Source organism: Candidatus Zixiibacteriota bacterium, assembly GCA_029860345.1.
Classification (GTDB): domain Bacteria; phylum Zixibacteria; class MSB-5A5; order GN15; family FEB-12; genus JAJRTA01.
The window spans coordinates 76,557-90,569 of the sequence record JAOUBJ010000010.1; the positions used below are offsets into that span (position 1 = coordinate 76,557).

The 14,013-nt window shown below is 55.6% G+C and carries 12 protein-coding genes; 1 reads left to right on the forward strand and 11 read right to left on the reverse strand.

Annotation, left to right across the window (positions count from 1 at the left end; genetic code table 11):
- Position 1: 1 nt before the first annotated feature.
- From OEV49_11280 to OEV49_11330, 11 genes are all read right to left on the reverse strand, one after another.
- Positions 2 to 1,111: a thrombospondin type 3 repeat-containing protein gene (locus tag OEV49_11280; GenBank protein ID MDH3891656.1), complete on the reverse strand. Its 1,110-nt coding sequence runs from the start codon at positions 1,109 to 1,111 to the stop codon at positions 2 to 4.
- Between the two features lie 20 nt (positions 1,112 to 1,131).
- Entirely contained in the window at positions 1,132 to 1,920 is a 789-nt protein-coding gene (locus OEV49_11285; GenBank protein MDH3891657.1) for a hypothetical protein, read from the reverse strand.
- Between the two features lie 24 nt (positions 1,921 to 1,944).
- Positions 1,945 to 2,727 (reverse strand): hypothetical protein, encoded by a 783-nt coding sequence (locus tag OEV49_11290; protein MDH3891658.1) that lies wholly within the window; start codon positions 2,725 to 2,727, stop codon positions 1,945 to 1,947.
- A 17-nt stretch (positions 2,728 to 2,744) separates the two neighbouring features.
- The gene (locus OEV49_11295) at positions 2,745 to 3,536 is read right to left on the reverse strand and encodes a hypothetical protein (GenBank protein ID MDH3891659.1); all 792 of its coding nucleotides are present in this window, start codon (positions 3,534 to 3,536) and stop codon (positions 2,745 to 2,747) included.
- Between the two features lie 13 nt (positions 3,537 to 3,549).
- Positions 3,550 to 4,338, reverse strand: a complete 789-nt coding sequence (locus tag OEV49_11300; GenBank protein MDH3891660.1) for a hypothetical protein — start codon at positions 4,336 to 4,338, stop codon at positions 3,550 to 3,552.
- Between the two features lie 24 nt (positions 4,339 to 4,362).
- Positions 4,363 to 4,989 (reverse strand): hypothetical protein, encoded by a 627-nt coding sequence (locus OEV49_11305; protein ID MDH3891661.1) that lies wholly within the window; start codon positions 4,987 to 4,989, stop codon positions 4,363 to 4,365.
- Positions 4,986 to 5,615 (reverse strand): hypothetical protein, encoded by a 630-nt coding sequence (locus OEV49_11310; GenBank protein ID MDH3891662.1) that lies wholly within the window; start codon positions 5,613 to 5,615, stop codon positions 4,986 to 4,988. The genes OEV49_11305 and OEV49_11310 overlap by 4 nt, the downstream gene beginning before the upstream one ends.
- 120 nt (positions 5,616 to 5,735) lie before the next feature.
- A complete protein-coding gene (locus OEV49_11315; GenBank protein MDH3891663.1) occupies positions 5,736 to 7,178 on the reverse strand; it encodes an O-antigen ligase family protein in 1,443 nt (480 codons plus the stop codon).
- Between the two features lie 453 nt (positions 7,179 to 7,631).
- Positions 7,632 to 8,084, reverse strand: a complete 453-nt coding sequence (locus OEV49_11320; GenBank protein ID MDH3891664.1) for a ferritin family protein — start codon at positions 8,082 to 8,084, stop codon at positions 7,632 to 7,634.
- Positions 8,085 to 8,165: 81 nt separating this feature from the next.
- Complete coding sequence (gene gltA, locus OEV49_11325; GenBank protein ID MDH3891665.1) at positions 8,166 to 9,566, reverse strand: NADPH-dependent glutamate synthase; 1,401 nt, start codon at positions 9,564 to 9,566, stop codon at positions 8,166 to 8,168.
- Between the two features lie 101 nt (positions 9,567 to 9,667).
- Positions 9,668 to 10,540, reverse strand: a complete 873-nt coding sequence (locus OEV49_11330; protein MDH3891666.1) for a sulfide/dihydroorotate dehydrogenase-like FAD/NAD-binding protein — start codon at positions 10,538 to 10,540, stop codon at positions 9,668 to 9,670.
- A 290-nt stretch (positions 10,541 to 10,830) separates the two neighbouring features.
- Here OEV49_11330 and OEV49_11335 point away from each other — a divergent pair, with 290 nt between their 5' ends.
- The gene (locus tag OEV49_11335) at positions 10,831 to 13,842 is read left to right on the forward strand and encodes an FG-GAP-like repeat-containing protein (protein ID MDH3891667.1); all 3,012 of its coding nucleotides are present in this window, start codon (positions 10,831 to 10,833) and stop codon (positions 13,840 to 13,842) included.
- Positions 13,843 to 14,013: the final 171 nt, after the last annotated feature.

Consider the following 14,013-nt stretch of genomic DNA (forward strand, 5'->3'; position numbering starts at 1 on the left):
GTTAAGGACACTCCGCCGGCGACAGACCACCGTCAAACATGTATTCCATCAACCAGATCAGGTCGGTAATGTCAATGACATGGGCACCGCTACCGTCGATGTCGGCCTCTTCCATGCAGGGCGGCCAGGGTCCACCACCAAACTGGAAGTCGGCCATGTAAACGAGATCGGCGATGTCCAAAGGCGAAGGTCCACCGCTCCGGTCGACATCACCGCGATTCAGGCAGCATCCGGGCTGACATACATCACCAATGCCGTTCTGGTCGTCATCGACCTGATCCGGATTGGGATTGTGCGGACAGTTATCGATGTCTCCACAAATCCCATCGCTATCGAAGTCATCCTCTGCATCTTCGGGACATTCGTCACACAGGTCCCCAAGCCCGTCGGCGTCGAGGTCGGACTGATCCGGATTGACGTGTGCAATACAATTGTCGCACATGTCCCCGGCCCCGTCGGCATCGCCGTCCAGTTGATCGGGGTTAAACACCCAAGGGCAGTTGTCGTCCGGCTCCACTATTCCGTCACCGTCGGCGTCGTAATCGGTGACCACGTCATAGCAGTGCGGCCCTCCCCAAGCCGGCGGGAAGGAGCCCACTGTTGATCCATAAGCCCACATCCAGGTTCCGTTGGGTGGAAAGTAGCACGAGTCGATGCAGAATGTCCCTCCAATGCTCGCCGTGTCGGCAAACTGAAACTCAAAAAACAAAGCCGGGCCACTGTAGGCCGGCGGAAGACCCATTCCCAGCATGACGCTCGCTCCAAACCCAATCGTGTCGGAACCGACACCGTGCCAATAGGGCGATGTAAAGAAAAATATATCACCTTCCCAGGGTCCCCAAGAGAATTCGTCCCCATAGCTCACGAGATCCCAAGTGACCGACGAATCACTGCCGTAAAGCTCGAAGCCGTTGGTTATCCCCTTGGCCTTGTTCGCCCCATCACCGTTGGTGAAGCCGAAGTGGAATGACACAGTTCCGGCGCCGACCTCGATATTTCCATTGACCAATCCTTCGACTTCGTCCAGGGTGACCGACGACCCATTCCCTTGCGCCATCGCCGGTACGGTCATTAGTAAAAGAACGGCTGCGCATACGAAAGCTGTTTTCATCTTTGTCTTCCTTCCCGTAACTACGGACATACAGATGGCGCCGGTCCGCCGTCAAACATGAAATCCACGAAGTAAACCAGATCGCCGATGTCGACACCGTCGTCACCGTTCAGATCGGCTTCTTCATCACAAAGGGGAGCCGGGCCACCGGAGAACATCCAATCAACCAAGTAGACCAGATCGGCTATATCGATTTGTTCAGCGAGATCACCATTGACATTCCCGCGTATACCCTGGCAACATGAACCAACGATAGGCCAGCAGTGCGGTCCGTCCCAGGACGGGGCAAAGCTACCGATCGTCGATCCATAGGCCCAGATCCAACTACCGTCGGGGGGAAACCAAGACGAATCGAGGCAGAGTGTGCCTCCGACACTGGCCGAATCGCTCAGCGCCACCGAAATCCAGATGAATGGACCCGCATACCCCGGTGGCATTCCCGGACCGACCAAAACGGAGCTGTAGAATCCAACTGTGTCGGCGCCGACCAGGTGATTGGTTGGTCCCCAAATCCCGTATGTGTCCCAGAGTTCCCAGGGATTGAAGTGCCAGCCGGCCAGCATCCCATCCCAAGTGACCGACGAATCAGACCCATAGATTCGAAACCCATTGTGAATACCCCGGACCTTATTTGCCCCATCGCCATTCATGCAACTCAGGTTGAATGTCACGCTTCCGGAGCCGACCTGGATGTTTCCATTGACTAGCCCGTCAGCCTGATCCAGGGTGACGGACGATCCATTCGATTGTGCAATCGCTGGTACGGTCAGCAGCAAAAGAACAGCTGTGCATACAATAGTAGTTTTCATCTTTGTCCTCGCTCTCTATGCTCTTCACGGACAAGCCGGCGGTGGCGGGCCGTCGCGGAACATGTATTCAACGATATAAATCAAGTCTGTGATATCGGCTGAACCATCGTCGCCGAAATCTGCCGTGGCCATGTCTAATGGTGCCGGACCGCCTGAGAACATGAATGAGACCAGATAGACCAGATCAGAAACAGTAATCTCCCCGGTCGGATCGCAATCGATGTTGCCGCGCATGCCTTCGCAACAGCTGTAAATGTCATAACAATGCGGCCCGTCCCAATCGGGCTCAAAACTGCCTATGGCTGACCCGTAATACCACATCCAATCTCCCCACGGTGGAAAGTAACATGAGTCCAGGCAGAGTTGATGCCCGGCACTTTGCGGATCGGTGACAGTTAACTTTATCCAGAGACTGACTTCGTCCCACAGCGCCGGCATGCCGATGGCCACAACAACTGATCCAGCGTAGCCTATCGTGTCCGCCCCTGTACCGTCCACGCTAAAGGGGTACATTCCCCAGGGATCGAAGAAATCAGACATCCACGGGTGGCCATCATATTCAACAACGTTCCAACTCACGGCCGGATCGCTACCGGAGATCTCGAAGCCGTTGGTCATTGCTTTAACCTTGACAACTAGGTTGTTGGTGAGTCGTATCCAGTAAGTGATAGTATCCGAACTGACTGGAATGGCTCCGCCAACGAGTCCATCGACATGGTCCAGACTTACAGCGCACTCTTCCTGGGCGGAAGCGGGTGCAACTATCAGCAGAAGGACGGCGGTCAACAGGATGGTAGTTTTGATCATTGTCCTTTCTATTCTCCCTACGGGCAGGCCGGGGGTGGTGGTCCGTCGCGAAACATGTATTCAACGATGTATATCAAGTCGGTGATATCGGCTGAACCATCGTCGCCTAAGTCGGCCTGCTCCATGCAGTATGGCGCGGGTCCGCCGCCGAACATATAACTGACCAGGTATACGAGATCGGAGATAGTGATCTCATTGCCGGGATCGTTGTCGATGTTTCCTCGGATGCCGTCGCAACAAGGAGCGATCTCGAAACAGTGCGGACCGTCCCAGGATGGTGGGAACACACCGGGGGATTGACCATAAGACCATATCCAACGGCCCGCCGGTGGATACCAGCAGGAGTCGAGGCAAATCTGATGACCGACGCTACTGGGGTCAGTCACACTAAGGCGGATCCAGTAGCCGACCTCGTCCCAACCGGGAGGCATACCAGGGTCCAACATAGCGCTGCCGCCAAATCCCAGGGTGTCGGCGCCTGAGCCGTCCAGACTACCGGTTCTGATTTCCCATATCAGAGAAAACATCCACTCGAAAGCCGGGTCGTTTCCGTAATCCGTTACATTCCATGTAACCGACGGGTCGCTTCCGGATATCTCGAATCCATTGGTGATACCAATGACCTTGTTACTCACATCAAAGTTGGTGAGACGAATCCAAAACGTGACTCCGTTATCGGAAATCGGAATCCGATTACCGGGAAAGAGACCATCGACATGGTCCAGACCTATAGCGCATTGTTCCTGTGAGACCGACGGCGAAGCCGTCAGCAAAAGCCCGACGATGCATACGATAACGATTTTTGTCATCTTCCTCTCCATGCTATTCCGGACAGGCCGGCGGGGCGGGTCCGTCGCGGAACATGTATTCAACGATGTAAATCAAGTCTGTGATGTCGGCTGAGCCGTCGTCGCCGAAGTCGGCTGTGGCCATGTCGATCGGCGCCGGGCCGTCTGAGAACATGTAGGTGACAAGATAGATCAAATCGGAGATGGTGATTTCACCTGACGGATCACAATCGATGTTGCCACGCATACCCTGGCAGCACGACGCAATCTCAAAACAGTGCGGCCCGTCCCAAAGTGGCGCGAAACTGCCCACCGATGATCCATACGCCCACATCCAGGTGCCGTTAGGTGGATAGTAGCAGGAGTCAAGGCATAGCTGATGGCCGACTGCGGCCGGATCGTTAACAACGATGGAAAACCAGTAGGCTGTGTCCGAGTACCCCCTTGGCAGCGGTGCGCCCAGCATGATACTACCGCCAATCCCGATGGTGTCGGCCCCGAATCCATCCACATTGACCATGGAATACCCAAAAACCAGATCGAAGATGTCACGCACAAACTGCAAGGCTCCTGTGTCTGTAACATTCCAATTCACGGCCGGGTCGCTACCCGATAGCTCGAATCCGTTTGTGAGCCCCTTCACCCCACTTGTCTGGCTGAGATTGGTGATCCGGATGCTGAAAGTAACTTCCTGATTCGAGATGGGGATCTGACCGCCGTTTGCACCCGTCACATGGTCCAGGCTGACGGCACACATGTCTTGCGAGATGGCCGTCACCGGTAGCAGCAACAGAGCGCTGACGAACAAAGATGTCTTGGTCATCTTGTGCCTTCTCTCGTTTGCATCTTACGGACAGTCCGCGGGCGCGCTGCCTCCATTGAACATATAATCTACCAAGTGGACAAGATCGGCGATATCCGTCTGGCCGTCATCGTTCAGGTCGACTTCGACCATACAATCGGGCGCCACACCCCCAGCGAACATCCAGTCGACCAGATGCACCAGGTCTGTGATCTGATTGTCTCCCGGTTCACCATCTACATTACCTCGGATGCCCGTACAACAGCTGACGTCGACACCCACGGTGAACATTGTGGACTTGAAGTCACCCGTTCCATCACTGACTTCCACCGTATAGGTGCCGGCCGCAAGGGGACCCACCTCGATATCACCGCCATATTCGAAAATGATATCAAGACAGATCGGACCACCACTGAAATAGCCGGTGGAGTTGTAATAGAAAGTATTGCCGACCTGATTAAAAGAAGTACCCGTAGGAGTCCAACATGAATTCGGGTACCATCCATAGATATGGATGGTGACAACGTCGTTGGTATCCGGCCAGCTTGGGCTGACATCGACCGACCAGACTCTCGCATACGATGTGCTAACAGGCACGGCCGCCAGGGCCACTACCAACATCGTACAAAGGACCATCCTATAGCCGTCCGGGAGCCTCGTATTCTTTTTCACTGGGGACACTCCTCGGGCGCCGGTCCGCCCGTGAACATGAAGTCAACCAGAAGCACCAGGTCGGCGATGTCGATGGGACCGTCCCCGTTCAGGTCAGCTTCCGTCAAGCACAGTGGGGGGGGACCATCGTTGAACATGAAGTCGACCAGATAGACAAGGTCGCCGATCAGATTTCCACCGGGTTCACTGTCTATGTTGCCGCGGATGCCTTCGCAACAGAGCCAGGGGGTGACGTGGAAAACCGTATCCATGGAGTGGCCTGTTCCATCATGGACGATTAGTGTGTAGCTGCCCATCGGCAGCGGGTCGAGAATGCGGGTGTGGCTGTAGGGGATTACTATGAAAAAACATCCGCCCCACCAATTGGGATACCCGTTGATGTAGTAGTGGATGGTTTTGTCCGTTTGCGAAAAATATGACCCGTCTATCTCCCAGCAACTCTCGGGAAACCATCCATGGGCCATGATCGAAATGGATTCATCCGAGTCGGGGTACTCAGGTTGGATGATGACACCATCGACAGCAGCGTGCAGCACACCCAGCGGCATGGCCGAAAGCGCAATTACAATTGCCAGAGACCCGACCGTTGTACGGTGGATCGAGTTCGATAGTTGATGATGTTGCATTAGATTGGACCCTCCTGCAATGTGTACGGCGGTCCTTATCATTCCTTATCAGTATAGCAGAAATGGAGTTACAGGTCAAGCTTTTTGTAGAGCTAACAAGACATCAGAGCCGACCACCGACTAATCCCCGGCCTCGGCATTGACCTTGCGGCTGTGTTGTCGCGCGATCATGGCGACGAAAAACGCGAAGGCGTAACCGCCCTGCCCCCAAAGCCATCCGGTCTCCAGGAAGGTGGTGACCACAAAGAGAGTCCCGGTGGCGTACAAGGCCAGGGTGCAGGCACGGTTTTGCAGTTCAACCTGCGATGACCAGATTCGGCGACTGAGACGAAACTGATTAATCATCAGCGCAGCCAGAGAAATCCCACCGATCAAACCGGCTTCAGCCAGATAGTGCAAGAACAAATTGTGGGCCGATAGTCCGCGAACCCAGGGTCCAACCTCCGAGAGACTTAGTGTCGGAAGGATATGGTGGATGCTGCGGAAACAGCCGGGACCTATTCCGGTCAGCGGATCACTCAGGAAGGCCTTCAAGGCAAAACTCCATAAGGTCAAGCGAAGAAAAACCGTCGAACCGGTCGGGGATTCAAGCACGACTGTGAAACGATCGACAACACCTTGCAGCATACCCGGATTCAGACCGATAACGGCCAATGTCAGGCCGGCAGCGCCGATGACCAGCCACCGACATCTCAAGCTTACTCTGACCTGTTCCATGGCAAACCCGGACTGTCTGTTTTCTGCCCTAAGGCGTCGATGATACCGCCAGGACAATATCACTACCAGTAGTGACATGATCAGGGCGAAGATTATGGAGAATCGAGACTGCGTCGAAATCAGCCCCCCCAGGACAACGGCAGTGCCCAGCAGGTACCAAACGGCTCCACTTTTTCTGTGCCACAGATACAGACTGGTCGCTACCGGAAGAGTCATCATGGCCAGCGCGTTGAAAGTCATGGGTGAGAAGCCCCAACTGCGCTCGCCACCACCGGTAGCTATAAACCCACCCAGCACGATGAGAGCATGGCCGACACAGACCCAGAAAAAGACCCTGACCAGCGTGTCAATCCTGCTCTTACCGGCCAGTCGGTAGATCGATAGAAATGAGAGCATGAGAAAGGTCAGGCGGGCCAGCACTCTTAGCGAGATTGTCGGATTGCTGCCCACCATTCCGGCAACAAAAACTGCGGCAATGAGCACCGCAAAATTAAGAGTCAGGCGCGGGAATCGCAAGGGGAGGCGATGGTCGACCAGCAGGTCCAGGGTGGCGGCCAGTATCACCAGGGCCGCGGCGACATCGGTGAGTAACAAGGGAATCGAATCGACCAAGACCCATTGAATGAAGATCGCAAACACATACTGATACACAGCCAACCTGGGGTGCGACACTATTATCACACATGTCGCAGCGGCAATCGGCGCCAGCGCCAGGAGTGTCTTGCCCGCCAGTAACAGGGCGATAGAAGGGAGCAACAACACGATTGTAACGGCGACCATTCCGGAGGTGGAAAGGGGTAAGCGGGTCCCACCCTGATTCATGCCAATCACACTATCTAAAGACATGCGGGCAAGATAATCTAAAGCTCCGGCAGGGTCAATTGTCTTCCACGTCGGATAGTCAAGCCCATAAATGGGTCGTTCGCGCTTCGCGCGCCAACACCATGGTAGCTCCGTCGTTGCGAGGAGTCCTCCGCCTACGGCGGGGGACGACGCGGCATTCTCATCTTGCCCGTTACCCGGCGCCGGACGGCTTAATGTTTGATGCGTCGGACAGGTGGCTGTCTCCGGTACATGACATAGGCGAGTCTGAAGACTCACCCATCACAACGCTATTGAGAACGTCTCCACGTCATGCTGAGCGGAGTCGAAGCATGTTCCACCGTCCCAAACAAGGTTTGAGACGGCCACCCGACAGACCGAGATGGCCATTGCCCCCAAAAAAAACAGCCGCCCCAAATTGAGGCGGCTGTATGTCGGTAGCAACGCCCGCGAAGCGGGCAAAAACAGATTTATCTGTTAGTTTTCCTGGTGGACGAAATCGTCGTACTCCACTTCGAAGCGAAGTTTGTGCTTGGCCTCTTCCTGAGCCAGTCCCAGGAAAAGATCCTTCAATCCGGAATCGTCGGTGGCCACGGCCAGATTCTTGTAGAGCGTGTAGGCGTTGGTTTCGTTTTGAATGGCTACCATCAACGCTTCCTGAAAACCCATGTCCGGTTTGGCATCGACTTCGGTCAGACTCTCACCTATCTTGAGATCGACCACTCTTTCTTCGGAGCTAAGCAGTACTTTACCTTCGACAACGGCTTCCAGTTTTTTCTTGTGACCAAGTTCTTCGGCGGCAAACTCAAGGAAAGCTTCGCGCATCTGTTTGCCTTCCATCTTTCCGGCCAGGTCGGTATAAAAATCTGCGGCTTCCTGTTCTTTTCCGATTGCAAAAGTCAGTATCTGTTCAACTGAATCGAATTTCATCTCACCTCCGGTTATTTATTCAGACAGTTCTAATCAGGGAAACGCCGGGACACAGGTGCCGGTTCCTGACTGTCGTCGTCGTCAAACTTGGCTGGCCACCTCGTTCATCATAAAGGCATGCATGGCGCGGGCCGCTTTTTTGCCTGCGCCGGCGGCCAGTATCACGGTAGCGCCACCGGTCACGATATCGCCACCGGCAAACACGCCTTTGCGCGAAGTCTCCATAGTCTCTTCATCGACCGTGATATTTCCCCAGCGATTGGTGTCCAGACCGGGCGTTGTTTGCGGGATCAGCGGGTTGGAAGAGTTGCCGATAGCCACCACCACCAGGTCGACCTCCATGATGAAATTAGAACCTTCGATCGGCACCGGACGGCGTCGTCCCGAGTCGTCCGGTTCGCCCAGTTCCATCTGCATGCATTCCATCGAGGTGACTTTACCGTCGCCGTTGCCATTGAACTTTATCGGTGTCGTCAGCAAATGAAACTGCACCCCTTCATCCATAGCATGATGAATCTCTTCGGCGCGGGCAGGCATCTCAGCTTCGGACCGACGGTAAACGATATAGGCGTTGTCCGCACCCAGTCGGAGTCCCGTGCGCACGGCGTCCATGGCGGTGTTGCCACCACCGAGGACGGCGATATTCTTACCTTCGATAATCGGCGTGTCGTTGTTCGGAAAATCATAAGCGCGCATCAGATTGGAACGGGTCAGATACTCATTGGCCGAGTAGATACCGATCAGGTTCTCGCCGGGAACGCCCATGAAATTCGGCAGCCCGGCGCCGGTGCCGATGAAAACCGAATCATAGCCCATCTCGAAGAGTTCATCGATTGTATCCATCTTGCCGACCACGGTCGAGTTCTGAAACTCCACGCCCATCTCGGCCAGAACGTCACACTCCGCCTGGACGATATGTTTGGGCAGCCGGAACTCCGGGATACCATAGACCAGCACGCCGCCCGGTTTGTGCAGAGCCTCAAAGACAGTGATCTTGTGGCCCAGCTTGACCAGGTCACCGGCGACTGTCAGTCCGGCCGGTCCGGAGCCGACGATAGCTACTTTCTTGCCGGTCGGCGGAGCGATTTCGGGTAATTGGACCAGATCGTTCTCGCGTTCGTAGTCCGCCACGAATCTCTCAAGGTATCCAACTGCTACCGGTTTGAATTTCTTGGAAAGGGTGCACACCATCTCGCACTGTTCTTCCTGCGGACAGACCCGTCCGCAGACGGCCGGGAGGGCGTTGGTCTCTTTGATCTTGCGAGCGGCTGCGGCGTACTCTTTGTCCATGACCAGTCGGATAAACCCGGGAATATCCACCTCGACCGGACATCCAGGGATGCACGGCGCTTTTTTGCACTCGATGCACCTGTTCGCCTCCAAAAGCGCCTGTTCTTCGGTCAAACCGAGCGGCACTTCCTGGAAGTTGGAATTGCGGACGTTGGGTTCCTGCTCCGGCATCGATTGCCGGGGAATCTTCATCCGTTCTTTCGGGGGTAACTTCTCTGTATTCTCTGTCACACCTTGCTCCGTCTATGCTAAATGAGCAGACTCAAATGCAGTCTGCTTCAACTTCGTAAGTTCTAACTCGGGTATGCAAACTTCTCCACCGCTTCGGCCAGCTTGCAGCCGGGGTTTTCCAGGAACCTTTTCATGGCAGCTTGTTCTTGTTCGCGGTAAGCGCCCAGACGGCTGGTCAACTGATCAAAGTCCACCAGGTGACCGTCAAAATCGGGACCATCGACACAAGCGAACTTTGTCTTATCGCCGACCGAGACACGACAGCCGCCGCACATACCGGTGCCGTCGATCATAAGCGGGTTCAACGACACCCAGGTCGGCACTTCGTAGTCGCGGGTCAGATTGGCCACTACTTTCATCATGATAACCGGACCGATAGCCATGATCATGCCGACCTTTTCCTCACCGTCCAGAAGGTTCTTGAGGATGTCGGTGACAAAACCGTGGTGCCCGACCGAACCGTCATCGGTGCATACATGCATCTCATCGGCAACGGCTGAGTGCTCTTCTTCGTAGAACAGGATGTCTTTTGAGCGGGCGCCGATAATCGTGTGTACTTTGTTGCCGGCTTCTTTGTAGGCTTGGGCGATTGGGTAGATCGGTGCGATTCCTATGCCGCCACCGACCAGCACGGCTGTGCCCCAGTTGTCGACATGCGAGGGGATACCCAGCGGTCCGACACAGTCGGAGATTTCACCTGAGTCGGGCACCGTTGTCATTAGGGCTGATGTCTTGCCGACTACTTGGTAGATTACTGTCAGGAGTCCGTTCTCTTTGTCGAGTCCGGCGATGGACATTGGTACGCGTTCGCCGTTTTCGTTGACGCGCAGGATTACAAATTGTCCGGCTTTGGCTTTGGCCACCAGGCGCGGGACTTCGATTCTCATTTTCCAGACCTGCGGTCCGATCTGGGTGTTGTCTATTACCTTCGGCATTCGTTTCCTCCATACCTCTTTGAGCGTCGATGATAACAGTTTAACTCAAAAAAGCAAGGCGATTCTCAGGTAGTATTGATCGTTTTTCACTTGCCGGCCCGATCAGCAGAAAGGCCCTTCCCGAGCGGGATTTCGCTTGACAGCGTTTGTCCCAGCGTCGTATACTGGAGTACATTGATCATGTTCCCGATGCACTAACGCATCAACCGCTGAACCAGACATCCTGATTGACCCCACCGATCGGCGGAGTGCTCAGGCGCACCTGTGTGCGTATCAACCGTGGAGGAGTTATGCAACAATTGTATCGAGTGGTGGCGGTCGGGGTGGTCTTCGCCCTGGCCATGCTGCCGGCGAGCGCTCTGGCGCAGGGTCCCGACATCGTGTCGGTTCAGCCCACGCAGAACGCATCGAATGTCGCTTCGAGCAGCGACATATCGGTGACCTTCGACAGCGACATGGACGCCGCAACCATCAACAGCGGCACTTTCGTGGTTAATACTCGAACGACCGGGCTTCAGACCGGGACCTACGGCTACGATGCCGGCACCCGCACCGCCTGGTTCGACCCGGACACTGACTTCAAACCTGGCGAAGTGGTTTCGGTGACATTGACCACGGGCGTCACCGCACAGGGGGTGCCGCTGAGCGCGAGCTTCTCGTGGACCTTCACGGTAGTTGTCGAAACCGGCGTAGGTGCTCTTGTTTGGACCGATACGTACCCTCTGCTGGAGTCATCTTCCCATGCGGTCTCTACGGCCGACCTCAACGGTGACGGGTATCCCGATTTACTGGTTATTAATCGCAAGCATAATACCGCCAACGACTTGTCCGTGCACCTAAACAACGGGGATGGCACTTTCAGGCCGGGAGTCCCATACGAGGCCGGCAATATGGTAGAGGTGTCGAGCGCCGCCGATCTCAACGGTGACGGGTTTTCGGAGTTGATCGTCGTATCGGGCTATTACCCGTGGACGGGGATATGCATTATGGACAACAATGGTGATGGAACGTTCGCACCGCCTGAGCTCCACTCGGTCGGCGGCAGTCCCAGAGGCACGGCGGTCGCTGATTACAACGGTGACGGTCATCTTGACGTGGCTACCGCTTGCTACGACGGCGGCCATGTGGCAGTGCTGCTAAACGACGCCAACGGCGGACTTAGCCCTTTCACTCCATACTCGGTTGATGGCACCCCCACCAGCGTGGTCACCGCTGACCTCAACAGCGACGGCTTCATGGATTTGGCGGCCACCATCGGCAGCGGTGAGGTTGCGATTCTCTTGAATGATGGGACAGGCGAGTTTAGTCCGCGCGTTCAATACCCGGTCGACGGAAGTGGAATCCTGGGACTCGTAACCGCAGATTTGAACCACGACGGCCATATGGACCTCGTTTCCGCAGCAACAACAGGTTACACACAGTCTGTTATGCTCAATAACGGCCTGGGCGTTTTCTCGACCTATACCGTCTTGTACCCCTCTCGACGCACTCACCACCTTCTGGCCTGTGACCTGCATGCAAGCGGCCACCAGGATATTCTCTACGCTGAACGTCACAATCCGGGAGCCCATGGGGTTATGGCCAACAATGGGGACGGTACATTCGAACTCTGTGCTCGATACCCAACCGGCAATACAACACCAACATGGGTGGCCGTGGCTGACTTCGACGGAGACGGCGATCTTGATGTGGTAACGACAGATGGCAGTGACTTCGTGTCGATTTCCTTCAACGTCGAAGGCCACCCCTGCCCGCTTCTTTCGTTCCCTGAGAAAGGCGACGATGCGACAACATCACTGGGCACTTTTGTGGTTCTGGTGAAGCAACAGTTCCGTTCGCTGTTCGCCGATTATCTGGGCTACGACCCGTCCAACTACAACTTGCGCAGCCCTATCCTGGAAGACGAGGGGACGATCATCGGTCGCAGCGACATGCACCACCATGGCGATCCTGATGACGCCACCGGCGTCCCGACCGGAGAGGCCGACATCACCGTTGGGGACAACGATTTCACACTAGTACCGGAAGGATTCCAAGGTCCCGCAGGGACTGAGGAGATTCACACAGAAATCCACTCCTTGAACATGACACATGTGAGCGGCGCGGCTGTCAGAGCGGGCACTCATGCGCCCTCGCGGACCAGAAGCTTCGGCGAGATCGAATCAGTTCCCGGCAACTTGTACGGGCTACCGGGTCAAAGTTTTTTCAACGTTTTTGTCGAAGTCGACATTCCCGAGAATCTCTCGAACCCCTGGGGGGCCGGTATGATTGTTGCCAACGAGGACCCGCTTCTGGTGCGGGCTGAGAACCTCTTGGTACTGCCACCACGAGTCGTCTACATCCACGACAACTCAAGTGCTGTGCCGGTGGTTTTGCAGAACTCCAACCCGCCACTGTGGGAGTCGGGTGACGTTATGGGCTATTTGGTTCTGGCCGGTCACGGCGTAAACATGACTATGGCGGACAGCGCTCTTTTCGATACCATCATCGATACGCTGCCGGAGATGCCACCTCCATACATGGAGATCGGAATCGACATCAAACCGTTCTCGTGCCCCAACCCGCTGAATATCAAATCGCACGGCGTCACCTCGCACCATTCCGACACCATAACGCCCGGAGTGTCCAAGGTGCAGCCCGGCGGTTTCGATAAACCCAAGGCATTGCTTCCGGCGGCCGTTTTAGGCAGCGCCGATCTGGATGTGACCGAGATCGACCCGACCACGGTGACGTTGGCCGGAGTATCGGCCTATCGCTGGAGCTTCGAAGATGTCGCCACACCCAACCTTGACGATGCCGAACCGTGCGAATGCAACACTATCGGCTCAGACGGCTATACCGATCTGACTTTGAAGTTCGACAAGAGTGCCGTGATCGATGCGCTGGGTGAGGTGGGCAACGGCGATGTGATTCCCCTCACGCTCTCAGGCGAGTTGACCGACGGCAGCGCCTTCGAGGGTGTGGACTGCGTGGTTATTCGCGCCGGGGGACCGGGCGAGGAACCGGGTTCATCGTCGGCGCTTGATCGACCGACTCTGATCGGCAACTTCCCCAACCCGTTCAACCCGACCACCGAGTTCAACTTCTACCTACCCCAGACGACCGAGGTAACACTCGAAGTGTTCAACATCGTGGGACAGCGGGTGATCACGCTGGTGGATGATTCCCGGGAGGCCGGGGAGCATTCGATCCGGTGGGACAGCCGTGACCAACAAGGCGACCACGTGGCCAGCGGTGTCTACTTCTATCGTCTGAAGACTGACACGGTAGCTATTACCAGAAAGATGGTGCTGATGAGATAGCTTCTCGCGGAGACTCATCGCATCTTCCAACAATTCCGACTTCGGCGGCCTCGCCCTATGGTCGCCGAAGCCGTTTTTGTTCACGATGGCGAATGTCAATGGTTAAGTGAGACTAAACGAGGCGCTTCCCAGGGGAGAGGAAGGGTCCTTCTTTTGAGAGCGTTTCAGTCG

Excerpts from the sequence above, each read along its gene's own strand:
- OEV49_11280 (MDH3891656.1), bottom strand. The coding sequence starts at position 1,111 with ATGAAAACAGCTTTCGTATGCGCAGCCGTTCTTTTACTAATGACCGTA.
- OEV49_11285 (MDH3891657.1), bottom strand. The coding sequence starts at position 1,920 with ATGAAAACTACTATTGTATGCACAGCTGTTCTTTTGCTGCTGACCGTA.
- OEV49_11290 (MDH3891658.1), bottom strand. The coding sequence starts at position 2,727 with ATGATCAAAACTACCATCCTGTTGACCGCCGTCCTTCTGCTGATAGTT.
- OEV49_11295 (MDH3891659.1), bottom strand. The coding sequence starts at position 3,536 with ATGACAAAAATCGTTATCGTATGCATCGTCGGGCTTTTGCTGACGGCT.
- OEV49_11300 (MDH3891660.1), bottom strand. The coding sequence starts at position 4,338 with ATGACCAAGACATCTTTGTTCGTCAGCGCTCTGTTGCTGCTACCGGTG.
- OEV49_11310 (MDH3891662.1), bottom strand. The coding sequence starts at position 5,615 with ATGCAACATCATCAACTATCGAACTCGATCCACCGTACAACGGTCGGG.
- OEV49_11315 (MDH3891663.1), bottom strand. The coding sequence starts at position 7,178 with ATGTCTTTAGATAGTGTGATTGGCATGAATCAGGGTGGGACCCGCTTA.
- OEV49_11320 (MDH3891664.1), bottom strand. The coding sequence starts at position 8,084 with ATGAAATTCGATTCAGTTGAACAGATACTGACTTTTGCAATCGGAAAA.
- gltA (MDH3891665.1), bottom strand. The coding sequence starts at position 9,566 with ATGAAGATTCCCCGGCAATCGATGCCGGAGCAGGAACCCAACGTCCGC.
- OEV49_11330 (MDH3891666.1), bottom strand. The coding sequence starts at position 10,540 with ATGCCGAAGGTAATAGACAACACCCAGATCGGACCGCAGGTCTGGAAA.
- OEV49_11335 (MDH3891667.1), top strand. The coding sequence starts at position 10,831 with ATGCAACAATTGTATCGAGTGGTGGCGGTCGGGGTGGTCTTCGCCCTG.